The organism is Klebsiella variicola (assembly GCF_000828055.2).
In the GTDB taxonomy this organism is placed as follows: Bacteria; Pseudomonadota; Gammaproteobacteria; order Enterobacterales; family Enterobacteriaceae; genus Klebsiella; species Klebsiella variicola.
In genome coordinates, this window is sequence record NZ_CP010523.2 from 1,132,625 (window position 1) to 1,156,267 (window position 23,643).

Here is a 23,643-nt window from a genome sequence, read left to right on the forward strand (position 1 = left end):
TTATGAGCAAGAGCACCGCTGAGATCCGTCAGGCGTTTCTCGACTTTTTCCATAGTAAGGGACATCAGGTAGTTGCCAGCAGCTCCCTGGTACCGCACAACGATCCAACCCTGCTGTTTACCAACGCCGGGATGAACCAGTTCAAGGATGTCTTCCTTGGCCTCGATAAACGTAATTACTCGCGCGCGACCACCGCGCAGCGTTGCGTGCGTGCGGGTGGTAAACACAACGATCTGGAAAACGTCGGTTACACCGCGCGTCACCACACCTTCTTTGAAATGCTGGGCAACTTCAGCTTTGGCGATTATTTCAAGCAGGATGCCATCAAATACGCATGGGAACTGCTGACCGGTGAAAACTGGTTCGCCCTGCCGAAAGAGAAGCTGTGGGTCACCGTCTACGAGACCGATGACGAAGCGTTCGACATCTGGGCTAACGAAGTAGGCGTTCCGCGCGAGCGTATCATCCGCATCGGCGACAACAAAGGCGCGCCGTTTGCTTCTGACAACTTCTGGCAGATGGGCGACACGGGTCCGTGCGGCCCGTGCACCGAAATCTTCTTTGACCACGGCGATCACATCTGGGGCGGCCCTCCGGGAAGCCCGGAAGAAGACGGCGACCGTTACATCGAGATCTGGAACATCGTCTTCATGCAGTTCAACCGTCAGGCTGACGGTACCATGGAGCCGCTGCCGAAGCCGTCCGTCGACACCGGTATGGGGCTGGAGCGTATTGCCGCCGTGCTGCAGCACGTTAACTCCAACTATGATATCGACCTGTTCCGCGATCTGATCGCCAGCGTGGCGAAAGTCACCGGCGCGACCGACCTGACGAACAAGTCGCTGCGTGTGATTGCCGACCACATTCGCTCCTGTGCATTCCTGATTGCTGACGGCGTGATCCCGTCGAATGAAAACCGCGGCTACGTGCTGCGTCGCATCATTCGCCGTGCGATCCGTCACGGCAACATGCTGGGCGCGAAGGACACCTTCTTCTGGAAACTGGTTGCCCCGCTGATCGCCGTGATGGGTTCCGCCGGTGAAGAACTGAAACAGCAGCAGGCTCAGGTTGAGCAGGTACTGAAAACTGAAGAAGAGCAGTTCGCCCGTACTCTGGAGCGCGGACTGGCGCTGCTGGATGAAGAGCTGTCGAAGCTGAAAGGCGACACGCTGGATGGCGAAACGGCCTTCCGTCTGTACGACACCTACGGCTTCCCGGTCGACCTGACGGCGGACGTGTGCCGCGAACGCAACATTAAAGTTGACGAAGCTGGCTTTGAGGCCGCCATGGAAGAGCAGCGCCGCCGTGCGCGCGAGTCCAGCGGTTTCGGCGCTGACTATAACGCGATGATCCGCGTTGACGGAGTCTCTGAATTTAAAGGCTACGATCATCTGGAGCTGAACGGCAAAGTGACTGCGCTGTTTATCGACGGTAAAGCGGTGGATAGTGTCAGCGCGGGCCAGGAAGCGGTAGTGATCCTCGACCAGACCCCGTTCTATGCGGAATCCGGTGGCCAGGTGGGCGATAAAGGCGAACTGAAAGGCGCAGGCTTCTCCTTCGCCGTCAGCGACACGCAGAAGTACGGTCAGGCCATTGGTCATATCGGTAAAGTCGCCAGCGGTTCCCTGAAAGTGGGCGACGCGGTGCAGGCCGATGTGGACGAGGCTCGCCGTCAGCGTATCCGTCTGAACCACTCCGCGACGCATCTGATGCATGCGGCGCTGCGCCAGGTGCTCGGCACCCATGTGGCGCAGAAAGGCTCGCTGGTTAACGATAAAGCGCTGCGCTTTGACTTCTCGCATTTCGAAGCGATGAAGCCGGAAGAGATCCGTGCAGTCGAAGATCTGGTCAATGCGCAGATCCGTCGTAACCTGGCTATCGAAACCAACATTATGGATATCGATGCTGCGCGCGCATCCGGCGCCATGGCGCTGTTCGGCGAGAAATACGATGACCGTGTCCGCGTGCTGCAGATGGGCGATTTCTCCACTGAACTGTGCGGCGGGACTCACGCGGCGCGTACCGGTGATATCGGCCTGTTCCGCATCACGTCTGAGTCCGGTACCGCCGCTGGCGTGCGCCGTATCGAAGCGGTGACCGGTGAGGGCGCGATAGCCATGCTGCATGCGCAGAGCGATCAGCTCAGCGATATCGCACAGCTGCTGAAGGGCGACAGCCACAATCTCGGCGAGAAAGTTCGCGCCGCGCTGGAGCGTACCCGTCAGCTGGAAAAAGAGCTGCAGCAGCTGAAAGAGCAGGCTGCGGCGCAGGAGAGCGCAAACCTCTCCAGCAAAGCGGAAGAGATTAACGGCGTTAAGCTGCTGGTCAGCGAGCTGGCCGGCGTGGAGCCGAAGATGCTGCGTACCATGGTTGACGATCTGAAGAACCAACTGGGTTCGACGGTTGTGGTGTTGGCTACGGTCGCAGACGGTAAAGTTTCCCTGATTGCCGGTGTGTCTAAGGATGTGACAGATCGCGTGAAGGCAGGGGAGCTGGTTGGTATGGTCGCTCAGCAGGTGGGCGGTAAAGGGGGCGGTCGTCCGGATATGGCGCAGGCCGGTGGTACCGATGCGTCTGCTCTCCCTGCAGCGTTAGCCAGTGTGAAAGGCTGGGTCAGCGCAAAACTGTAATAACTATAAACGCCTATACCCTAAATAATTCGAGTGGCAGGAAGGCGGCGACGCAGCGAATCCCCAGGAACTTACTCAAGTAAGTGACTGGGGTGAGTGAGGGAAGCCAACACACAGGCAACTTGAAGTATGGCGGGTATAGGTGCCGTAACCTCGGGGAAACGGCACCTTGCGTCATAAGTACTGATAACGATAAAGTCGGGTTGAAATTGTGTATATCGGCTAAACTTAGGTTTAACAGAATGTGATGCCATGACTGCCTTATACCGCAAGGTATTTGTCATCGCTTACTTTTTGGCGTTATATGATGGATAATGCCGGGATACGAGAGACCCGACTCTTTTAATCTTTCAAGGAGCAAAGAATGCTGATTCTGACTCGTCGAGTTGGTGAGACCCTCATGATTGGAGATGAGGTCACTGTGACAGTTTTAGGGGTGAAGGGTAACCAGGTTCGTATTGGCGTAAACGCCCCTAAAGAAGTATCTGTTCACCGTGAAGAGATCTACCAGCGTATTCAGGCTGAAAAATCCCAGCAGTCCAGTTACTAAGGTTTCCGCGCCTCGCTGTTCAGTGAGGCGCATCCCTTCCCGCCGTTATTTTTGCCTTTTTCACTTTTTCCCCTGCGCAATACCGGTTTTCATCACCCTTTGCCGCTTTGGCTGTTTGGCGTTATGCCTGCGTCAGGTCTGATTTCCTGTTGATAAATTGCCCTTTTTGCCGTTTTTGCACGCGAATTGCGTGCGAAGTGTGCAAACGAAAAAAGGTCTCGAAAAAGTGTTTGACTTATAAGTACCAGAAAGTAATATGTGCGCCATCGCAGCGACGAAGAGCAGAAACAAGTTCTTCGAAGCACTCGAAAGAGGCGTGTGTGGTGAGGTGGCCGAGAGGCTGAAGGCGCTCCCCTGCTAAGGGAGTATGCGGTCAAAAGCTGCATCCGGGGTTCGAATCCCCGCCTCACCGCCATTTTGCATCCGTAGCTCAGCTGGATAGAGTACTCGGCTACGAACCGAGCGGTCGGAGGTTCGAATCCTCCCGGATGCACCATCTTCTTTCTGAATTAAGAGAGAAGAACGCTGTGAAAGCAGCGGCCCGCAGTGCGAGGCATAATCGAGTCACTCTACCGATTAGGCCATCATACTCAGTGTGGCAGGTGTTAGTTGTGACACTGACGCGTAGTAAAGCAAGTTTCCCGATGCATCCGTAGCTCAGCTGGATAGAGTACTCGGCTACGAACCGAGCGGTCGGAGGTTCGAATCCTCCCGGATGCACCATTCTTGCCCGATTCTGATTATTCAGATGAATTCTGTAGTAAACTAGTTATTCCGATGCATCCGTAGCTCAGCTGGATAGAGTACTCGGCTACGAACCGAGCGGTCGGAGGTTCGAATCCTCCCGGATGCACCATATTCTCCTTAGTAACAGCAACATTGTTGTTATCTGGTTTGCGAAACCATCGTAAGTGCCAGGAGAGTAACCCCGCAGTAAAATAGCTTTCCCGATGCATCCGTAGCTCAGCTGGATAGAGTACTCGGCTACGAACCGAGCGGTCGGAGGTTCGAATCCTCCCGGATGCACCATATTCTCCTTAGTAGCAGCGACGATGTTGTTGCATGGTCTGCGAAATTATCGTCAGCACCAGGAAGGATAACGTTGCGTAAGCAACGGCCCGAAGGGCGAGGCTTAGCCGAGTCATCCTCCCGGATGCACCATCTTCACTCTTTACTCTCTCCTCACCATCCCTATAACCTCGTTTTCCATCACCGGTTTCATACTGACTTTTTTATTGGCAAGCCGCGCTTTCCACTATAATTTATCCTTGTATATCAGCGTTATCAGGCTGAGTTAAATGCAAGGAGAGAAATCCATGAAATGGTTCAAAGCAATACCTGCTTTTTGCGCGACGCTGCTGGTGGCGACGGCCCTTACTGGCTGTGCCGGTTCGTCCACCAAAGAAAGCACCGGCGGTTACATTGACGATACCGTGGTGACCACTAAGGTGAAAACGGCGCTCTTTAACGATAAAGATATCAAGTCCTCAGAAATCAGCGTCCAGACCTTTAAAGGCCGCGTGCAGTTGAGCGGGTTTGTCTCCTCTGCGGAAAGCGCTAAACGTGCGGTGGAAGTCACCCGTCGGGTGCAGGGCGTGCGTATGGTCGAGAACGATCTGCGTATTAAATAAGACCCACTACCCGGTTTATGCCTGAAGGCGCCTGAGGGCGCCTGAGGGCGCCTTTGTCGTTTGAGCCGCTGGCCGCGACAACGACGGGCTTTTGCGATAGAGTAACTATTCATTAACCGGTTGGTGAGAAGACAATGTACGAAGGTTACGCAGGACTGATCTTTGATATGGATGGCACCATTCTCGATACCGAGCCGACCCATCGGCAGGCATGGAACGAGGTGTTGGGCCGCTACGGTATGCGTTTCGACGAACAGGCGATGGTCGCGCTCAATGGCTCACCAACCTGGCGGATTGCCCAGGCGATTATTGAACTCAACCAGGCGGATCTCGATCCACATCGCCTGGCGCAGGAAAAAACCCAGGCGGTTAAGGCGATGCTGCTGGACAGCGTACGCCCGTTGCCGCTAATTGAGGTGGTCAAGGCGTGGCATGGTCGTCGCCCGATGTCGGTGGGTACCGGCAGCGAAAGCGCCGTCGCCGAGGCGCTGCTGGCGCACCTGGGCCTGCGTCATTACTTCTCTGCGGTGGTGGCGGCCGATCATGTGGTCAACCATAAACCCGCGCCCGATACCTTCCTGCTGTGCGCCGAGCGCATGGGCGTCGCGCCGGAAAAATGCGTGGTCTTCGAAGATGCCGACTTTGGTCTGCAGGCGGCGAAGCGTGCAGGCATGGACGCTGTTGACGTGCGTTTGCTGTGAGTGACGCGCTGTCACTCACCTCGCTGTTTGCCAGTAGCTTTTTAAGCGCCACGCTGCTTCCCGGTAATTCGGAGGTTGTGCTGGTGGCTATGCTACTTGCAGGGGTCAGTCATCCATGGTGGTTAGTATTAATAGCAACAATCGGCAATAGCCTTGGAGGGGTAACTAACGTTATTCTGGGGCGCTTGTTTCCGCTGCGCAAAACCTCGCGCTGGCAGGAGCGGGCGGCTGGCTGGCTTAAGCGCTACGGCGCGGTCACGCTCTTACTGAGCTGGGCGCCGGTTGTCGGCGATTTACTGTGTTTGCTGGCGGGATGGATGCGCATTTCCTGGGGACCGGTACTCTTTTTCTTATGCCTTGGTAAGGCGCTGCGCTATATCGTTATTGCAGCAGCGACGCTTCAGGGTATGACGTGGTGGCACTAATTGGACTGATAGTTCATCCATTACAATTATGCTTATTCAAACGATTTCGACAGGCGGGAGGTCAAATTGATCCCGGACGTATCACAGGCGCTGGCCTGGCTGGAAAAACATCCGCAGGCTCTGCAGGGTATTCAACGTGGTCTGGAGCGGGAAACGCTGCGCGTGAACGCAGACGGCACCCTTGCAACGACCGGTCACCCTCTGGCGTTAGGCTCAGCGCTGACGCATAAATGGATTACCACCGATTTTGCCGAAGCTTTACTCGAGTTCATTACGCCGGTGGATGGCGATATTGAGCATATGCTGACCTTTATGCGCGATGTCCATCGCTATACCGCGCGTCAGCTGGGCGACGAGCGAATGTGGCCGCTGAGTATGCCATGCTATATCGCTCCCGGTCAGGATATTGAGCTGGCGCAGTACGGCACCTCAAACGTGGGGCGTCTGAAAACGCTGTATCGCGAGGGGCTGAAGAACCGCTATGGCGCGCTGATGCAGACTATCTCCGGCGTGCACTATAATTTCTCGCTGCCGATGGCGTTCTGGCAGGCGAAGTGTGGCGTGGAAGACGTCGAAAGCGGTAAAGAAGCTATCTCGGCGGGCTATTTCCGCTCGATTCGTAACTACTATCGTTTTGGCTGGGTGATCCCTTATCTGTTCGGCGCCTCGCCGGCGATTTGCTCCTCGTTCCTGCAAGGGAAACCGACGACGCTGCCTTTTGAGGAAGCGGGTAACGGTATGTACTACCTGCCGTACGCCACCTCGCTGCGCCTCAGCGACCTCGGTTATACCAATAAGTCGCAAAGCAATCTCGGAATTACGTTTAACGATCTGCATGAGTATGTGGCAGGATTGAAGCGGGCGATTAAAACGCCGTCGGAAGAGTACGCTAAAATCGGGCTGCAGAAAGACGGCAAGTATCTGCAGATCAACAGCAATATCCTGCAGATTGAAAACGAACTCTATGCGCCGATCCGTCCGAAACGCGTGACCCGTCGGGGCGAAACCCCGTCCGATGCGCTGCTGCGCGGCGGCATTGAGTACATTGAAGTGCGTTCGCTGGATATCAACCCGTTCTCGCCGATCGGCGTTGACGCCCAGCAGGTGCGTTTCCTCGATCTGTTTATGGTCTGGTGCGCGCTGGCCGACGCGCCGGAGATGAGCAGCGATGAGCTGCTGTGCACTCGCACCAACTGGAATCGGGTGATTCTGGAAGGGCGTAAGCCGGGCTTAACGCTGGGGATTGGCTGCGAAAGCGCGCAGTTCCCGCTGGCTCAGGTGGGCAAAGATCTGTTCCGCGATTTACGCCGCGTGGCGCAGACCCTTGACAGTATCCATGGTGGCCAGGCATATCAGCAGGTCTGCGACGAGCTGCTGGCCTGCTTTGACGATCCGGAATTAACCTTCTCAGCCCGCATTCTGCGTTCTATGATTGAAGAAGGGATTGGCGGCACTGGCCGTGAATTGGCGGATCGCTATCGGACGCAGCTGCGGGAAGAGCCGCTGGAGATCCTGAGCGAAGCCGATTTCATCGCCGAGCGCGAGGCATCGGTGGCGCGGCAGAAGAAAGTGGAAGCGGAAGACAGTGAGCCGTTCGAAGCGCTGCTGGCACGACACGCGTAGCCGCTGACGATACAAAAGAAAAAGGCCACATCAATGTGGCCAAACTTTCATCTCTGATTCAGGGATGATGATGATAATAAATGCGCGTCTTTCATATACTGAGACTCGCGGCTGAACAAAGAGTTCATTTTATTTTAAAAAAAATCACTCCCGGAGGTGACGAATGCCGTTGTTAGATAGTTTCACAGTCGACCATACCCGAATGGAAGCCCCAGCGGTGCGTGTCGCGAAGAAAATGAACACGCCGCATGGCGATGAAATCACCGTTTTCGATCTGCGCTTCTGCGTGCCGAACCAGGAAGTGATGCCGGAACGCGGTATCCACACCCTGGAGCACCTGTTCGCGGGCTTTATGCGCGATCACCTGAACGGGAATGGCGTGGAAATTATCGACATTTCGCCAATGGGCTGCCGCACCGGGTTCTATATGAGCCTGATTGGTACACCGGACGAGCAGCGCGTCGCTGACGCCTGGAAAGCGGCGATGGCCGATGTGCTGAAGGTGAAAGATCAGAACCAGATCCCGGAGCTCAACGTCTACCAGTGCGGAACCTATACCATGCACTCGCTGGAAGAGGCCCAGGACATCGCTCGTCATATCATTGAGCGCGATGTACGCATCAACAGCAACGACGAACTGGCGCTGCCGAAAGAAAAACTGCAGGAACTGCACATCTAGTGCTTCCGCCACGGCCCGACGCCTGTCGCCGGGCCGCTCTCCTGACGCCGCCATGACGACCACCACGACTTTCTCCTTTCAGCACCGCCCGCTGGTGCCTTTTGCCCATGATTATGCCCACGGTGACCAGGAAGACTGGCATCAGCATGACTGCGCCCAGCTGCTGCATATTTTAAGCGGCGTGGTGCGGGTCGCGACACCGGCAGGTTACTGGGTGGTGCCTCCCGGGCGCGGCGTCTGGCTGCCGGCGGGAACGCCGCACGCGCTGCGTATGACCGGCAACGTGGCGGCGCGCACCCTGTTTATCGATCCGCTGGCGCGCGCCGATCTCCCGGCGGGTTGCCAGATCGTACAGATCACGCCGCTGCTGCGGGAACTGATCGTCTCATCCCTGGGACTGGCCGAGTGCTATGCCCCCGCCAGCCGTGACGAACGGATTTATGAGCTGATCCTCGATGAGATCCGCGGGATGGCGATCCTGCCGTTTGGCCTGCCGGAACCGCAAAGTGACACGCTGCGTCGGCTGTGCCAGCAGGTACGCGAGGCGCCGGGCGAAGCCTGGAGCAGCGGCCAGGCGGCAAAGGTGTGCAGCATGAGTGAGCGAACCCTTAACCGCCATTTTCAGCAGCAGACTAGCCTGACGTGGAGCGAGTGGGTGCGCCGGGCGAAGCTAATGGAAGCGCTGATTCGCCTGGCGCAGGGTCACTCCGTGCTGCGGGTGGCGCTGGAGCTGGGCTACGGCAGCCACAGCGCCTTCAGCGCCATGTTTCGTCGGGTGATGGGCGTCGCCCCCAGCGACTATTTTCGCCCTTCGACCTGATCGGCGACGCTGATCGCATTGCACAATGCCTGCAGCGAAGCGCGCGCCACGTCATTATCAATACCCACTCCCCAGTAGCTTTCACCTTGTGGAAAAACGCAGCGGATATAGGCGACCGACCGACTGTCGCTGCGCGCGCCAAGGGTATGCTCATGGTAGTCCTTGATCATAAACGGCTGTCTGAGCAGCGCGCTGAGGCCGCTGGCGGCGGCCGACAGCAGGCCGTTGCCCTGGCCCTGCAGGCGTCGGGTTTCGCCGTGGTGTCGCAGCGTCGCCTGCAGCGAAAGCTGGCCATCCTGTTGGCTGGCGCTCTGATAATCAAGCAGCGTCAGCGCAGGCTGCGCCAGCAGGCCGTAGCGCGTGCGGAACAGCTGCCACAGCGCGTGGTGGGTCATCTCTTTGCCGTCGCTATCGGTTACCTGCTGTACATGCTGACTGAAGTCCTGCTGCAGCCCGCGGGGCAGCTTGAGACCATGGTTTTGTTCGATAAGCCAGGCGCTGCCGCTTTTTCCCGACTGGCTGTTGACGCGGATCACCGCCTCATAGCTACAGCCAATATCCTGTGGATCAATGGGCAGGTAGGGCATCTGCCACGGATCGCCTGGCTGACGGGCATCAAACCCTTTTTTGATGGCATCCTGATGGGAGCCGGAGAAGGCGGTATAAGCCAGACTTCCCGCCCACGGGTGGCGTGGGTGAACGGGGATCTGGTTGCAGTTTTCCACCACCTCCACCACCCGGTTCATCTGCTCGAAGCGAAGCTCAGGGTCGATGCCCTGGCTGTAGAGATTCATGGCCAGCGTCACCAGGCAGACGTTGCCGGTGCGTTCGCCATTGCCAAACAGGCAGCCTTCCACCCGATCGGCGCCGGCCATCACCGCCAGCTCGGCGCTGGCGACACCGGTCCCGCGGTCGTTGTGCGGGTGCACGCTGATGCAGACCTCGCCGCGGCGGGAGAAGTGGCGGCAAAAATACTCGATCTGATCGGCATAGACGTTGGGGGTGTTCACTTCCACCGTCGCCGGCAGATTGACGATCATCGGCCGTTCGGCGCAGGGCTGCCAGACGTCCGCCACCGCCTCGCAAATCTCAAGGGCAAACTCGGGTTCGGTAAAGCAGAAGGTCTCTGGTGAGTATTCGTATTGCCAGCGGGTCTCCGGCTGTTGTTCGCACTGCTGGCGGATAAGTCGGGTGGCGCGGGTCGCCAGGGCGATCACTTCGGTTTTATCCATCCCGAAGACCAGCTCGCGAAACAGCGGCGCGGTGGCATTGTAGAGGTGGACGGTGGCCTGGCGGGCGCCGCGCAGTGCCTCAAAGGTGCGCAGGATCAGCGGATCCCGCGCCTGGGTCAGCACCTGGATGGTGACATCTTCCGGGATGCGCTGCTCGTCGATCAGCTGGCGGACGAAGTTGAAATCGGTTTGCGAAGCGGAAGGGAAGGCGACCTCAATCTCTTTAAAACCGCACTCCAGCAGCAGATCCCAGAACTGCAGTTTGCGGGCGCTGTCCATGGGCTCCGCCAGCGCCTGGTTGCCGTCGCGCAGGTCGGTCGACAGCCAGCGCGGGGCGTGGCTGATTTGCCGGTCGGGCCAGCGGCGGTCGGGCAGGGCAATCGGCGGATAGGGACGGTACTTTTCAGCAGGATGGCTCAGCATAGTGTTCTCCTTAATGGTCAGCCTTTATCCTGCCCGAGCACCGGGTGGCGAGCTTTCGCAAACGAGACAGAAACTAGCGAGAATTGGACAATCTGACGCCATAAAAAAGGGACCCGCAGGTCCCTTAGTCTGATGCTTAGTGTGCGCCCCCGCCGCCGCCGCCGGCACTGAATGGCGGCCTGGCGAACCACACCAGGCTGAGCAGAAGAATAAAGATCCCCGCCGAAACCCAGAAGATTTCGTTGGCGGAGATAATCAACCCCTGGTTGGTTATCTGCTGCGCTATCCAGCCGGAAGCCTGCTGCTGGGTCATTCCCATGCCCTGCAGCTGATCGTACATCTGCTGGGCGTTGGGGTTGAACGGCGTCACCGACTCGGTGAGCTGCGCATGGTGCAGCGCCTCACGGTTGGTCCACATGGTGGTGGTGATCGAGGTCCCGATGGAGCCGGCCAGAGTTCGGGTAAAGTTTGACAAGCTCGACGCCGCCGCCAGCCGCTCCGGCGGCAGGCCGGAGAGGGTGATGGTGGTCAATGGCATGAAGAAACAAGCCACCGCGAAGCCCTGGATAAACTGCGGCCACGCCGATGCACCAAAGTCCATACCCGGTTCAAAGGTCCACGCGCGCCAGTAGAAGCAGACGGCATACATAATAAAGCTGAAGGTGACCAGCCGACGCATATCGAGCTTATGGGCAAAGCGGCCAATAATCGGCGACAGAATGACCGGGATCACCCCCACCGGCGCCGACGCCAAACCGGCCCAGGTAGCGGTGTAGCCGTAGACCTCCTGCAACAGCTGCGGCAGCAGTACGATAGCGCCGAAGTAGAGCATATAGGCCAGGCTGATACACAAACAGCCGATGGTGAAGTTGCGCGACTTAAACAGCGACAGGTCGACTATCGGGTTATCGTCAGTCAGCTCCCAGACAATCAGGAAGCTTATCGCCACCACCGCCACGATGGTCAGGATGATAATCTCGTTGGAAGCGAACCAGTCGAGCTCTTTACCGCGGTCGAGCATCACCTGCAGGCTACCGATACCGATAATCAGCAACGCCAGCCCGACGCCGTCGATACGTCGCTGTTCGGTACGGGTTTCGCGCCCGCGCAGGGTTTGCAGCGTCATGATCACCACTGCGATACCAATCGGCACGTTGATGAAGAAGATCCAGCCCCAGTGGTAGTTATCGCTGATATAGCCGCCGAGAATCGGGCCACAGATCGGCGCGACGATCACGGTCATTGACCACAGCGCCAGCGCAATAGAACGCTTCGCCGGTGGGTAGTTGCTGAGTAACAGGCTCTGCGACAGCGGGATCAGCGGACCGGCGACGATCCCCTGAATGACGCGGAAGAAAATCAGCATCGTCAGGCTGTTCGACACCCCACAGGCCCAGGAGGCGATAGCGAATGCCACCGTCGACCAGACGAAAAGCTTCACCTCGCCGACGCGCTTCGCCAGCCAGCCGGTAATGGGGATGGAGATGGCGTTGGCCACCCCGAACGAGGTGATGACCCACGTCCCCTGGCTCAGCGACGAGCCAAGGTTACCGGCAATGGTTGGGATCGCCACGTTGGCGATCGTGGAGTCCAGCACCTGCATGAACGTCGCCAGCGACAGCGCAATGGTCATAATGACCAGTTGCGCGCCTTCGAGCGGTTTTTGCTGTTGCATTACGCTCACCCCGAATTATCCGGCGTTGGCCTGAATGATCTCGTCGATCAGTTTATTAACCGGCTCAAGCGCGATTTCGCGGGCATTGCTCTCGTAAACCGGGGAGCTTCGCACCTGGCTGGCCAGCATTTCGCCATCGCGATCGGTGGTGTTGACTTCCACCAGCGTGGAGAGGCCGATGCGCAGCGGGTGTTCCGCCAGCTGTTTTTCGTCCAGCTCGATACGGACCGGCAGGCGCTGTACCACTTTGATCCAGTTACCGGTGGCGTTCTGCGCCGGCAGCAGGGAGAAGGCGCTGCCGGTGCCCATATCCAGGCCGACCACTTTGCCGGTGTATTTCACGTCATCGCCATAGATGTCGCTGATCACGGTGGCCGGCTGGCCGATGCGCATGTGCGCCAGCTGGGTCTCTTTAAAGTTGGCGTCGATCCACAGGTTGGTCGCCGGGACCACCGCCATCAGCGGCGTGGTGGTGCCGATCTGCGCCCCAGGCTGTACGGAGCGACGGGAAACGTAGCCGCTAATCGGGCTGACGATTTGCGTACGCTGCAGGGCCAGCCAGGCGTTACGTACTTCGGTGGCCGCCTGCAGCACCGCCGGCTGCTGTTCCAGTTTGGTGCCCAGCACGATCGCCTGGTTGGCGTTGTATTGCTGGATTGCCACGTCGAGTTCGGCCTGCGCGCTGGCGACGGTGTCGCGGGCGTGCTGCAGCTCTTCGCGACCGATCAGGTTCGCGGCGCCCAGCGGAATGCGGCGGTTCAGGTCAGCCTGCGCCTGGGCGAGGGCGGTCTTTTTGACGTCGATGTTCGCCTGCAGCTGCTTGCTGTTGATCATCTGCTGACGGGTCTGACGCACGCTGGCGGCCAGCTGCGTTTTGGCTTTCTCAAACGCCTGCTGGGCATCGGTCTGATCGAGCGTCACCAGCGGATCGCCTTTCTGCACGTAGTCCGTGTTGTCAGCCCAGACTTTGGTCACGCTGCCTGAGACCTGGGCCATAATTTGTACCTGGTTCCCTGCCACGTAGGCATCGTCGGTCTCTTCGTAATGACGCAGTACCAGAAACCAGTAAATCCCATATGCCACGGCAATAATAATAAAGAGCAATGTCAGCAACAGGAGTGCGCCTTTGCGCTTTCCTTTTTTGCTGCCTGGTTGCTGCGGGGTTTGGCTCTCCGCATTTGCGCTCATGTTATTCTCCACGATCTTATTATTTCACATCGGCTGAGCCGACCTGTTTATCAGAAAGGCCAGCAGAGATCTGCTGGCCTGGCTGTTTTCCTTGCAACGTAAAAATGGGCTGAGCGACGCCGCCCTTAGCGTAGAGAGTCCGCCAGCACGCCTTCTTCTTCCATCTGGTCAAGGCGGCTCAGGAGTTTGCGGGTGATATGTTCGAGCTGATCTTTTTCGCTGGTGCTGAGTGAAGACCACAGCTGATGCAGGCAGTTATGCTGCGGTGGCAGGACTTCACGCAAAAACTGATGGCCCTTTTCGGTCAGTTGCAGATGCAGACAGCGGCGATCGTTATCGCTCTCGCGACGTTCAATCCAGCCGCGTTTTTCCAGTTCATCAGCGATACGGGTGGCGTTGGTACGCGACGAGCCCAGCGCGCAACTCAGCTCGGACGGCTGGATGCTGTGGTTTTCCTGTGACTCCAGCGTAATCAGCGCCATAAATAATGTCTCGTTAATTCCCTGCGCTTTGAGCATTTTATTGCGATTTTCCAGCAGCTTACCTTGCATATGCATGCAAAGACGAGTTAACAGGATCTCCTGGAACGGGAAATCTTCATGGCGGCTGGCGCGGAATTTGAGCATTTGCTCAATGGGAGTAAACGAACTATCCATTTGGGTATGACCTCATTAATTACAGCCGATATAATAACTATTGTGACAAATAAATCAAATGAATTATTGACTAAAATTGATACGTAAAGCTTAGAGTCCGCTGGTGATTTTCCATGCCAGACCGTAGGCCAACGCCGACAGCAGCGTCGGGACAATAATGCTGCGGGTTTTCCAGAAGGCGGCCCCTAGCACCAGGAAGCCGATCAGCGTCGGCGCCAGGCGATGGGCATCGGCGAGGATCTCCGGCACGCTGGAGACCACCAGCAGCGCGCAAATCGAGGCGATGCCGATGGTATCCAGCAGCACGCTGACCGGGCCACGGCGGGCAGGCCGGGCATGGCCGGCGCGCAAGCGCAGGGGAAGATAGCGAAACAGATAATTCACGCTGCCGACTATCACCCCGAGCAGAAGGACCTCACTGTTCATCCGGCATCCCCTTAAGCATGGCCTGGACCAGCGCCGTCAGACACCCGCAGACAATCCCGGCGAGGATGGCCGCCGGAATGGAAAATAACAAAATGCCACCCAGCGCGCCTGCCAGGGCTGCCGTGACGCAGAGTGACTGCTGGCGCTGGAATGAGGCCAGCAGGAAGCTCATAAACAGCGCCGGCAGCATAAAGCCGAGCGCGGCCTCCACCGCGGGATAATCCACCAGCAGGCCGTTGCCGGACCAGGCGCCGGCCAGCGTGCCGCATACCCACGATGCCCAGGAAGTAAAAGCGAGACCGAGCATCCAGTTTTCGCTCCAGCGGCGGTTATCGCGAACCAACCTGGCGGTGGCCGCGGCGAAAACCTCATCGGTCAGGCCAAAGGCCCAGAGGGCGGTTTTCTTTTTATCCAGCGCTGAGCGAATGCGGCTGCGCAATGAGGGACCATACAGCACGTGGCGGACATCCATCGCCATCACCGTCAGGGCGGCGACCCACAGCGAACTGCCGGCGGCCAGCATGGCGGTGATCACAAACTGGCTGGCGCCAGCGTAAATAATGCAGGAGAAAAACAGGCTTTCCAGCGGGGTGAATCCCAGCCGGGTGGCGTTCAGTCCGAAGGCGAAAGCCACCGGCAGGTAGCTGATAACGATGGGGAGACTGTCTTTGATGCCTTCGCCGACGGTGGCGACACGTTCAGGTAAGGCACAGGTTAAGGGCGCGGGGTTTTCCATATGAATAACTTATCGCTGGATCCATGTGAAGGTGGCAATTTGACCGATGTCTCCACCTTAACAGAGCGCGATGCGCCTTAACACTATGGAAATTCCTGGAATCGCTTTTCTATGACCTGGCCACGAGAAAGGGGGCAAGGGGGCCGGATAAGGCGCTGGGCCTTATCCGTGAGCGGGTTTACTGCTGCGCGGCGAGGGCGGTTTTCACCCAGCTGTCGAACAGCGGCTGGTGGGCTTTGATCCAGCCATCAACGTGGCCGTTAATGTCGGCTTCGGAAGCATGGCCTTCATGCATCATTGCATTCTCGGCGTTGATGTCGGCGATCGGCAGCTTCATGACGCTAAACAGAGTGGCGGCGGCCGGATTTTTCTCCGCCCAGGCTTTGTTGGCGACGATGTGCATTGTGTTCACCGGGAAGCCATAGTTGGCGCCGTTGGCCAGTTTGGTGTCGATGTTTTTCTGCTCGCCCGGCAGGGAGGAGAACGGCACCTGCAGCCAGACGACGTCTTTGCCAGGTTTCAGCACGTCGCTGACCCAGTACGGCGTCCAGGTGTAGTAGAGCACCGGTTTACCCTCTTTATAGCGGGCGATGGTGTCAGCCATCATCGCCGCGTAGTTGCCCTGGTTATGGGTGACGGTTTTGCTCAGGCCATAGGCGTCAATCTGGTGGTTAATCACCGCTTCGCAGCCCCAGCCTGGCGTACAGCCGGTGAGATCCGCTTTACCGTCGTTATTGGTATCAAACAGTTTGGCGATCTGCGGATCTTTAAGCTGATCGATGGAGGTGATGTGGTACTGCTCGGCGGTTTTTTTGTCGATCAGATAGCCCTGGGCGGCGCCAGAGACATACACCCCTTTACGATAGAATTTGTTATCACCGCCCGCCGCGGCGTACATGTCATCGTGCAGCGGCTGCCAGTTGGTGGCGATAAAGGTGGTATCCCCGGCGGCAATCGAGGTATAGGCAACGTTATAGTCCACTTCGCTCGGTTTCTCGACGGTGTAGCCAAGCTTCTCCAGCGCGCGACTGACCAGCAGGGTCTGGAAGGTCTCTTCCGAAATAGTGCTCTGGGCAGGCTTCACGGTAATCCCTTTGCCCGGCAGGTCGGCGGCGAAGGTGCTGGTGGCGATCAGGGTGGCAAAGGCGGCGGTGGCCATCATCGTACGATGTCGCATGGTGGTTCCTCTTATTGTTTAACGGGAAGAGCGACCCCCCGGCCTCGGCTGGTGCCGGGGAGCGGCGCTGTTATCGACTTATCGACAGAAAGGGCGAGTGATAAGCCCCAGTGGGCCGGTGGTGTACCAGCGGCGGTTGCCGCGACTGCGGGCGTCGCGACCGACGGCCTGGGTGAGGCGGTCAAGAATAATCGCGAGGATCACGATCCCTACGCCGCCGACGGTGGCGAGACCCATATCCAGGCGGCCGATGCCGCGCAGCACCATCTGGCCAAGACCGCCGACGGCAATCATCGAGGCGATCACCACCATCGACAGGGCCAGCATCAGCGTCTGGTTTACCCCGGCCATGATGGTGGGCATCGCCAGCGGCAGCTGAACCTTAAACAACAGCTGGCGCGGGCTGGCGCCAAACGAGCGCGACGCTTCGATCAGATCCGCTGGCACCTGGTTTATCCCGAGGATGGTCAGACGGACGATCGGCGGCAAGGCGAAGATAATCGTCACCACCACGCCCGGCACGTTGCCGATGCCGAACAGCATCACGATCGGCACCAGGTAGACGAAGGCCGGCGTGGTCTGCATGGCATCGAGCAGCGGGCGGATAATTTTCGCCGCCCGCGGGCTGCGCGCCAGCCAAATACCCAGCGGCAGGCCGATAACCATGCAGAACAGCAGGGCGGTGAGGACCAGTGCCAGGGTGACCATCGCCTGCGACCAGGCGCCGATGGCGCCGATGGCAATCAGCGAAACCAGGGTGGCGACCCCCATGCCGAGGCTGGAGATCTGCCAGGCGATCAGCGCGAAGACGATAATCGCCACCGGCGCCGGCATCCCCAACAACAGCTGCTGGAAGGCGCTGAGGATGTAGTCGATCGGCACGCGGATCCCCTGGAATAGCGGACGGAAGTGCAGCACGATCCAGTCGATAGCGTGAGTGACCCAGCTGTCGAGCGGGATCAGCGTTTTATGGAACGGGTCCATGATGTTGAACGATTCCGGCTGCGGCGCTGGGGCGCTGTGCAGCCAGTCGGCGCCGCCGCCGTTGGCCGGCGCGGCAGTAGAGGCGCCACCCCAGGCATCGGCGGCCTGCGCAGCGCTGTCGGTTGCCGGGGCGCTGTCCCACGGATTAGTTTGATCAGCCATGATTCACCCCCTCGCGATCTAAAGCCTGGAGCAGCATTCGTTTGGAAATGATGCCAATGTATTGTTGTTCTTCATCCACCACCGGGACGGCGCACGGGGCGTGGCCGACGTGGGAGAGCAGATCGCTGAGCGGCGTTTGCGCCTCCACCGCCAGCGGGGCGTCAATCAGCGCCGCCTCGATCCCCTGGCCGACGCTGAGCGCGGTTTTCAGAGAATCGATCGAGACAATCCCGACAAAGCGATTTCCGCGTTCGATGACATAGCCATATTCCCGGTCTTCATCCTGTAATAATTTCAGCGCGGAGCGGGGGCCAAAACCTGGGGTTTTACGAATCAATCCAACCGGGCTGCGACGGGCAATATCTTTGGCGCTAAAGACCTGGCTAATATCCACGCCGCGGAAGAAGGTGCGCACATAATCATTGGCCGGATTATTCAGTATTTCATCCGGCGTACCGACCTGGACCACTTCGCCATTTTGCATAATGGCAATGCGATCGCCAATTCGCATGGCTTCATCAAGGTCATGAGAAATAAAGACGATAGTGCGTTGATGCTTCGCCTGTAATTTGATGAGCTCATCCTGCATTTCGGTGCGAATGAGCGGGTCGAGCGCGGAGAAGGCTTCATCCATTAACAGAATATCGGGATTAATCGCCAGCGCGCGAGCTAAACCGACGCGCTGACGCATCCCGCCGGAGAGTTCATCCGGCCAGGCGTGGGCATAATTCTCCAGCCCCACCTGCCGCAGCGCCTCCCGCGCTTTTTGTTCTCGTTCGGCGGTCGGGACGCCGGCCAGCGCCATGCCAAACGCCGTGTTGTCGAGCACGCTCATGTGTGGCATCAGCGCAAAGGACTGAAATACCATCGCAATTTTCTTGCGACGCACCTCGCGCAGCTCGGCATCCGACATTTTGGCGATGTCGACCCCGTCAATCAGCACCTGGCCGCGGGTGGGTTCAATCAGGCGATTGAGAAGGCGAACCATGGTGGATTTCCCCGAGCCGGAGAGCCCCATGATGACGAATATCTCGCCTTCTTCAATGGCCAGACTGGCGTCTTTGACGCCAAGCGACAGCCCCGTTTTTTCCAGTATTTGCGCTTTGTTGAGTCCTTTCTCAATATATTTGAAAGCCCGGTTTGGGTGCTCGCCAAATATCTTATAAAGATTTTTAATTTCTAATTTAATTGCCATGCAATAGAGAAGTTCCTGTTATTTGTTTATTGCGATACGATACCCGATGGTGATTATGATCTTTTTACACCCTAACATACTCAGATTCTGTGACAACCCTCAATGGCAAACTCTCGGCAAAATGGCGTGAGGGACAGAGCGGCGCAGCCCCCGTGATATAAGGGCTGAGCGTCAATTTGTTGTGGGTAATATTTTTTGATTATCTCTGGATAATTCGACTGAAATGGACCAGTTTTCTTTTAAATATGACGGAGTGATGACGGTTATGCGATGGAGAGAATATTTGGCAGATGAACCCACTTTTCTGCGAAATAGATCACCAGGAACCAGCCCGCCATATTCCTGGTGAAAGTACGGTTAAAAGTCCCAATCGTCGTCGGCGGTTTCTTCCGTTTTGCCTATCACGTACGAGGAGCCGGAGCCGGAGAAAAAGTCGTGGTTTTCATCGGCGTTAGGCGACAGCGCGGCGAGGATCGCCGGGTTAACCGCTGCCATCTCCGCCGGAAACAGCGCTTCATAACCGAGGTTCATCAGCGCTTTGTTGGCGTTGTAGCACAGGAAAGCGCTGACGTCGTCAAACCAGCCGCTCTCGCCATACAGTTCCCGACTGTAGGCCAGCTCGTTGTCGTAAAGATCCATCAGCAGATCGAGGGCGAAATTTTTCAGTTCTTCGCGCTTTCCGGAGCTGACGATCTCCAGTCCTTTCTGATACTTGTAGCCAATGTAATAGCCATGTACCGCTTCATCGCGAATGATCAGACGGATCAGATCCGCGGTATTGGTCAGTTTTCCCCGGCTGGAGAAGTGCATTGGCAGCCAGAAGCCGGAGTAGAAGAGAAAGGATTCGAGGAACACGCTGGCGATTTTTTTCTTCAGCGGCTCGTCGGCCTGATAGTAGCCCAGCATCAGTTGCGCCTTGCGCTGCAGGGGTTCGCAGCTTTCACTCCAGGCGAAGGCGGCATCCACCTCTTTGCTGTGGCACAGCGTGGAAAAAATGGAGCTGTAAGAGCGGGCATGAACCGCTTCCATAAAGCTGATGTTCGACAGCACCGCCTCCTCATGCGGGGTCAGCGCGTCCGCCATCAGCGCCGGCGCGCCGACCGTGTTCTGAATGGTGTCGAGCAGTGTCAGCCCGGTGAAGACGCGAATGGTCAACTGCTGCTCCGCCGCGCTGAGGGTTTGCCAGGCGGGAATGTCGTTTGACAGCGGCACTTTCTCCGGTAGCCAGAAGTTGCTGGTGAGACGATTCCAGACCTCAAGATCTTTGTCGTCATCAATGCGGTTCCAGTTGATAGCGCTGATGCGCGTTAAATGGGTCATCCTGTTCTCCTTACAGTGCGCAGGACACGCAGCCTTCAATTTCAGTGCCTTCCAGCGCCAGCTGGCGCAGACGGATGTAGTAGAGGGTCTTAATGCCTTTCTTCCAGGCGTAGATTTGCGCCTTGTTGATATCGCGGGTGGTGGCGGTATCCGGGAAGAACAGCGTCAACGACAGCCCCTGATCGACGTGGCGCGTCGCCTCGGCGTAGGTGTCAATGATCTTCTGGGGCCCTATCTCGTACGCATCCTGATAAAGGGCCAGATTGTCGTTATTCATAAACGGCGCGGGGTAGTACACCCGCCCGGTCTTCCCCTCTTTGCGGATCTCAATCTTCGAGACGATCGGATGAATGCTGGAGGTGGCATGGTTGATGTACGAGATCGACCCGGTGGGCGGCACCGCCTGCAGATAACGGTTATAGATGCCATAGCGCATGACATCGTCGCGCAGCTGGCGCCAGCTTTCCCGGTCGGGCAGGGGGATACCGGCGCGGGCGAACAGTGCGCGCACCCGTTCGGTTTTCGGCTGCCACTCCTCCTGCAGATATTTGTCGAAGTACGCCCCGCTGGCGTAGCGTGACTGTTCGAAGCCAGCGAAGCGCTGGCCGCGCTCGCGGGCCAGCAGCATCGAGGTGTGCAGGGCATGCCAGGTCACGGTGTAAAAATAGATATTGGTGAAGTCCAGCCCCTCCGGACTGCCGTAGGCAATCCCTTCTCGCGCCAGGTAGCCGTGCAGATTCATCTGCCCCAGGCCGATGGCGTGGGAGGCCGCATTGCCGGCCGCCACCGAGGGAACCGACTGTATGTCGCTCATATCGGATACCGCGGTCAGGGCGCGCACCGCGGTGGCGATAGTGCGGGCAAAATCCGGCGAGTCCATGGTATGGGCGATGTTCAGCGAGCCGAGGTTGCAGGAGATATCCTCGCCGATATGGGCGTAACTGAGGTTCTCATCATAGGTGGATGGCGTACTGACCTGCAGAATTTCCGAACACAGATTGCTCATGGTGATCCGTCCGGCCACCGGATTGGCGCGATTGACGGTATCTTCAAACATGATGTACGGATAGCCGGATTCAAACTGGATCTCCGCCAGGCGCTGGAAAAGGTCGCGGGCGCGGATCCAGCGCTTGCGGACCCGTTCGTCGGCCACCAGCTGCGGATAGAGATCGCCGATGGCGCAGTCGGCGAAGGGTTTACCGTACAGCCGCTCGACGTCATACGGCGAGAACAGGGCCATCTGCGCGTCTTCTTTTGCCAGCTGGAAGGTGATATCGGGGATCACCACTCCCAGCGACAAGGTTTTGATGCGGATTTTCTCATCGGCATTCTCACGCCGGGTATCGAGGAAGCGCAAAATATCGGGATGGTGCGCATGCAGCCAGACCGCTCCCGCCCCCTGGCGGGCGCCAAGCTGGTTGGCATAGGAGAAGGCGTCCTCCAGCATCTTCATCACCGGCACCACCCCGGAGGACTGATTTTCGATGCGCTTGATCGGCGCCCCGGCCTCGCGCAGGTTGGAGAGTAAAAAGGCCACGCCGCCGCCGCGCTTCGACAGCTGCAGCGCCGAGTTAACCGCCCGGCCGATGGATTCCATATTATCTTCAATGCGCAGCAGGAAGCAGGAGATCAGCTCCCCGCGCTGCTGTTTGCCGGCGTTGAGGAAGGTGGGGGTCGCGGGCTGGAAGCGGCCGCTGAGCATCTCTTCCATTAGCTGCCGCGCCTGCTGGTCATCCCCCTGGGCCAGCGTCAGTGCCACCATTACGCAGCGATCGGCAAAATCCTCGAGGTAGTGCTTGCCGTCAAAGGTCTTCAGCGCGTAGCTGGTATAGAACTTCCAGGCGCCGAGGAAGGTCTGAAAGCGAAACGCGGCGCGCCGGGCATGGGCGAACAATGCCAGCACAAACGCGCGGTCATAGCCGGCCAGCACCTGCGGATCGTAATAGCCCTCGCGGACGAGCCAGGTGAGTTTATCCTCCTGGCTGGCAAAGGTGAGGGTGTTGGGCCGGACCTGGGCGGTCATAAAGGCCTCCACCGCCTGGCGATCTTTCTCAAACGGTATGCGACCCTCGCTGTCGTACAAATTCAGCATCGCGTTGAGGGCGTGAAAATCCGCCGCGGCGGTTATACGTTCTGCGGTTGTCGTTGCCAAAATTCGCTGACTCCTTTACGCACGTTGTCGATATCGTCGGGGGTTCCCATCAGCTCGAAGCGGTAGAGATAGGGCACGGCGCATTTTTGCGCGATGACCTCCCCGGCACGCCCCCAGGCGTCGCCAAAGTTGCGATTGCCAGCGGCAATCACCCCGCGGATCAGCTGGCGGTTATGCACGTCGTTTAAAAAGCGGATCGCCTGACGCGGTACCGCGCCGGCCGTACCGCCGCCGCCATAGCTGGGAACGATGAGAATATAGGGTTCGTCTACCTGGAGATGTTCGCGCTCGTTCAGCGGAATGCGCACCGCCGGCAGCCCCAGGCGCTGCACAAAGCGATGGGTATTCTCCGAACGGCTGGAGAAGTAGACGATGAGGCTCATGCGCTGGCCGCCGTGACGGAGGGGCGCAGGCGATTGATCATATCCGGGCGGAAGCCGCTCCAGCGTAGCTCACCGGCGATCACCACCGGCAGCTGGCGAAATCCCTGCTCGCGCAGGGTGTCAGCTGCATCCGGCTGCTGGTCGACGTTCACCATTTCAAAGGCCAGTCCTCGGCTCTCCATGGCTCGCCGTGTGGCATGGCACTGCACGCAGTCATTTCGAGTGTAAATAATAATGCGCATGATTCGTATTTCCATTTAAGATAACAGCACGGCGCTAAACGCAGCGTCGAACGTTGTGGGTCATTCGATAAGGAAATACTAGATGTAGTTGTTTGAAAGTTCAACCACTCAATATATAGCGTTTTTAGCAAGGAAATCCCCCGCCAGGACAATTCGGCGGAGGAGGGGGAAGGCTGTGCGGAACTACAGACGCATGGCGACGGCGAGTCGGTTGAAAGCGTTCATCAGGCTGATGGCTAAGGTCAGATCGCTTATCTGACGCGGGGTAAAATGTTCGCGCAGCGGCAGGTAAACGTCATCTTCCGCATGGCTGGCGGCAATGTCGGTGACCGACTCGGCCCACGCCAGCGCTGCGCGTTCGCCAGGTGTGAAGTGGGCGCTTACCCGCCAGCCCGCCAGGGCATCCAGTTTGCTTTGCGCCATACCGCCCTTGCGCAGCGCCTGGCTGTGCTTCTCAAGGCAGAAGGCGCAGCCGTTGATCTGCGAGACGCGTAAATAAACCAGCTCTACCAGGGCGCTGCCCAGCTCGCTTTTCTCCAGCGCGATGCTGGCCTGTACCAGCCCTTTATAGACTTCCGGGCTCAGTTCACTGAATGGCTGACGTAATTGGCTCATGGTGTTCTCCTCTCTAAG

The 23,643-nt window shown here is 58.1% G+C and carries 22 protein-coding genes and 5 tRNA genes; 13 read left to right on the forward strand and 14 right to left on the reverse strand.

Annotation, left to right across the window (positions count from 1 at the left end):
- Positions 1-2: 2 nt before the first annotated feature.
- The 13 genes from alaS to SP68_RS05465 all read left to right on the forward strand — a co-directional run bounded on the left by alaS (position 3) and on the right by SP68_RS05465 (position 9,059).
- Positions 3-2,630, forward strand: coding sequence for an alanine--tRNA ligase (gene alaS / locus SP68_RS05405; protein WP_008806151.1), 2,628 nt, complete (start codon positions 3-5; stop codon positions 2,628-2,630).
- Between the two features lie 364 nt (positions 2,631-2,994).
- Positions 2,995-3,180, forward strand: coding sequence for a carbon storage regulator CsrA (csrA, locus tag SP68_RS05410; RefSeq protein WP_000906486.1), 186 nt, complete (start codon positions 2,995-2,997; stop codon positions 3,178-3,180).
- Positions 3,181-3,502: 322 nt separating this feature from the next.
- Positions 3,503-3,595 (forward strand) — tRNA-Ser (locus tag SP68_RS05415).
- A gap of 4 nt (positions 3,596-3,599) precedes the next feature.
- A tRNA-Arg gene (locus SP68_RS05420) sits at positions 3,600-3,676 on the forward strand.
- A gap of 150 nt (positions 3,677-3,826) precedes the next feature.
- Positions 3,827-3,903 (forward strand) — tRNA-Arg (locus SP68_RS05425).
- 56 nt (positions 3,904-3,959) lie between these two features.
- Positions 3,960-4,036: transfer RNA gene (locus SP68_RS05430), tRNA-Arg, on the forward strand.
- Between the two features lie 96 nt (positions 4,037-4,132).
- Positions 4,133-4,209: transfer RNA gene (locus tag SP68_RS05435), tRNA-Arg, on the forward strand.
- A gap of 287 nt (positions 4,210-4,496) precedes the next feature.
- The gene (locus SP68_RS05440) at positions 4,497-4,811 is read left to right on the forward strand and encodes a BON domain-containing protein (RefSeq protein ID WP_008806150.1); all 315 of its coding nucleotides are present in this window, start codon (positions 4,497-4,499) and stop codon (positions 4,809-4,811) included.
- A 134-nt stretch (positions 4,812-4,945) separates the two neighbouring features.
- Entirely contained in the window at positions 4,946-5,512 is a 567-nt protein-coding gene (yqaB, locus tag SP68_RS05445) for a fructose-1-phosphate/6-phosphogluconate phosphatase (RefSeq protein ID WP_004174701.1), read from the forward strand.
- Entirely contained in the window at positions 5,509-5,937 is a 429-nt protein-coding gene (locus SP68_RS05450) for a YqaA family protein (protein ID WP_008806149.1), read from the forward strand. The genes yqaB and SP68_RS05450 overlap by 4 nt, the downstream gene beginning before the upstream one ends.
- A 66-nt stretch (positions 5,938-6,003) precedes the next feature.
- Positions 6,004-7,560: a glutamate--cysteine ligase gene (gshA, locus tag SP68_RS05455; RefSeq protein WP_038421683.1), complete on the forward strand. Its 1,557-nt coding sequence runs from the start codon at positions 6,004-6,006 to the stop codon at positions 7,558-7,560.
- A 163-nt stretch (positions 7,561-7,723) separates the two neighbouring features.
- Positions 7,724-8,239, forward strand: coding sequence for an S-ribosylhomocysteine lyase (gene luxS / locus SP68_RS05460; protein ID WP_002914351.1), 516 nt, complete (start codon positions 7,724-7,726; stop codon positions 8,237-8,239).
- A gap of 52 nt (positions 8,240-8,291) precedes the next feature.
- Entirely contained in the window at positions 8,292-9,059 is a 768-nt protein-coding gene (locus SP68_RS05465) for an AraC family transcriptional regulator (RefSeq protein ID WP_008806147.1), read from the forward strand.
- On the opposite strand, the gene leuA is transcribed toward SP68_RS05465, so the two are convergent.
- The 14 genes from leuA to SP68_RS05535 form a co-directional block, all read right to left on the reverse strand.
- A complete protein-coding gene (gene leuA / locus SP68_RS05470; protein ID WP_040968815.1) occupies positions 9,038-10,714 on the reverse strand; it encodes a 2-isopropylmalate synthase in 1,677 nt (558 codons plus the stop codon). The genes SP68_RS05465 and leuA overlap by 22 nt on opposite strands.
- A gap of 136 nt (positions 10,715-10,850) precedes the next feature.
- Positions 10,851-12,389, reverse strand: a complete 1,539-nt coding sequence (emrB, locus tag SP68_RS05475) for a multidrug efflux MFS transporter permease subunit EmrB (protein ID WP_008806145.1) — start codon at positions 12,387-12,389, stop codon at positions 10,851-10,853.
- A 15-nt stretch (positions 12,390-12,404) separates the two neighbouring features.
- Positions 12,405-13,577, reverse strand: coding sequence for a multidrug efflux MFS transporter periplasmic adaptor subunit EmrA (emrA, locus tag SP68_RS05480; protein ID WP_008806144.1), 1,173 nt, complete (start codon positions 13,575-13,577; stop codon positions 12,405-12,407).
- A 125-nt stretch (positions 13,578-13,702) separates the two neighbouring features.
- A complete protein-coding gene (gene mprA / locus SP68_RS05485) occupies positions 13,703-14,233 on the reverse strand; it encodes a transcriptional repressor MprA (protein WP_002914337.1) in 531 nt (176 codons plus the stop codon).
- 90 nt (positions 14,234-14,323) lie between these two features.
- Complete coding sequence (ygaH, locus tag SP68_RS05490; RefSeq protein WP_008806143.1) at positions 14,324-14,659, reverse strand: L-valine transporter subunit YgaH; 336 nt, start codon at positions 14,657-14,659, stop codon at positions 14,324-14,326.
- Positions 14,649-15,395 (reverse strand): AzlC family ABC transporter permease, encoded by a 747-nt coding sequence (locus tag SP68_RS05495; protein ID WP_008806142.1) that lies wholly within the window; start codon positions 15,393-15,395, stop codon positions 14,649-14,651. Before SP68_RS05495 ends, ygaH begins: the two co-directional genes overlap by 11 nt.
- Before the next feature lie 178 nt (positions 15,396-15,573).
- Positions 15,574-16,572: a glycine betaine/L-proline ABC transporter substrate-binding protein ProX gene (proX, locus tag SP68_RS05500; protein ID WP_048271977.1), complete on the reverse strand. Its 999-nt coding sequence runs from the start codon at positions 16,570-16,572 to the stop codon at positions 15,574-15,576.
- A gap of 78 nt (positions 16,573-16,650) precedes the next feature.
- A complete protein-coding gene (gene proW, locus SP68_RS05505) occupies positions 16,651-17,718 on the reverse strand; it encodes a glycine betaine/L-proline ABC transporter permease ProW (RefSeq protein WP_008806140.1) in 1,068 nt (355 codons plus the stop codon).
- Complete coding sequence (proV, locus tag SP68_RS05510) at positions 17,711-18,913, reverse strand: glycine betaine/L-proline ABC transporter ATP-binding protein ProV (RefSeq protein ID WP_008806139.1); 1,203 nt, start codon at positions 18,911-18,913, stop codon at positions 17,711-17,713. Before proV ends, proW begins: the two co-directional genes overlap by 8 nt.
- Before the next feature lie 357 nt (positions 18,914-19,270).
- A complete protein-coding gene (gene nrdF / locus SP68_RS05515; protein WP_040968814.1) occupies positions 19,271-20,233 on the reverse strand; it encodes a class 1b ribonucleoside-diphosphate reductase subunit beta in 963 nt (320 codons plus the stop codon).
- Positions 20,234-20,243: 10 nt separating this feature from the next.
- Positions 20,244-22,385, reverse strand: a complete 2,142-nt coding sequence (gene nrdE, locus SP68_RS05520) for a class 1b ribonucleoside-diphosphate reductase subunit alpha (protein WP_040968813.1) — start codon at positions 22,383-22,385, stop codon at positions 20,244-20,246.
- A complete protein-coding gene (gene nrdI / locus SP68_RS05525) occupies positions 22,358-22,768 on the reverse strand; it encodes a class Ib ribonucleoside-diphosphate reductase assembly flavoprotein NrdI (RefSeq protein WP_008806136.1) in 411 nt (136 codons plus the stop codon). Before nrdI ends, nrdE begins: the two co-directional genes overlap by 28 nt.
- Positions 22,765-23,010, reverse strand: coding sequence for a glutaredoxin-like protein NrdH (nrdH, locus tag SP68_RS05530; protein ID WP_012540796.1), 246 nt, complete (start codon positions 23,008-23,010; stop codon positions 22,765-22,767). Before nrdH ends, nrdI begins: the two co-directional genes overlap by 4 nt.
- 183 nt (positions 23,011-23,193) lie before the next feature.
- Positions 23,194-23,625, reverse strand: coding sequence for a carboxymuconolactone decarboxylase family protein (locus tag SP68_RS05535; RefSeq protein ID WP_012540797.1), 432 nt, complete (start codon positions 23,623-23,625; stop codon positions 23,194-23,196).
- Positions 23,626-23,643: the final 18 nt, after the last annotated feature.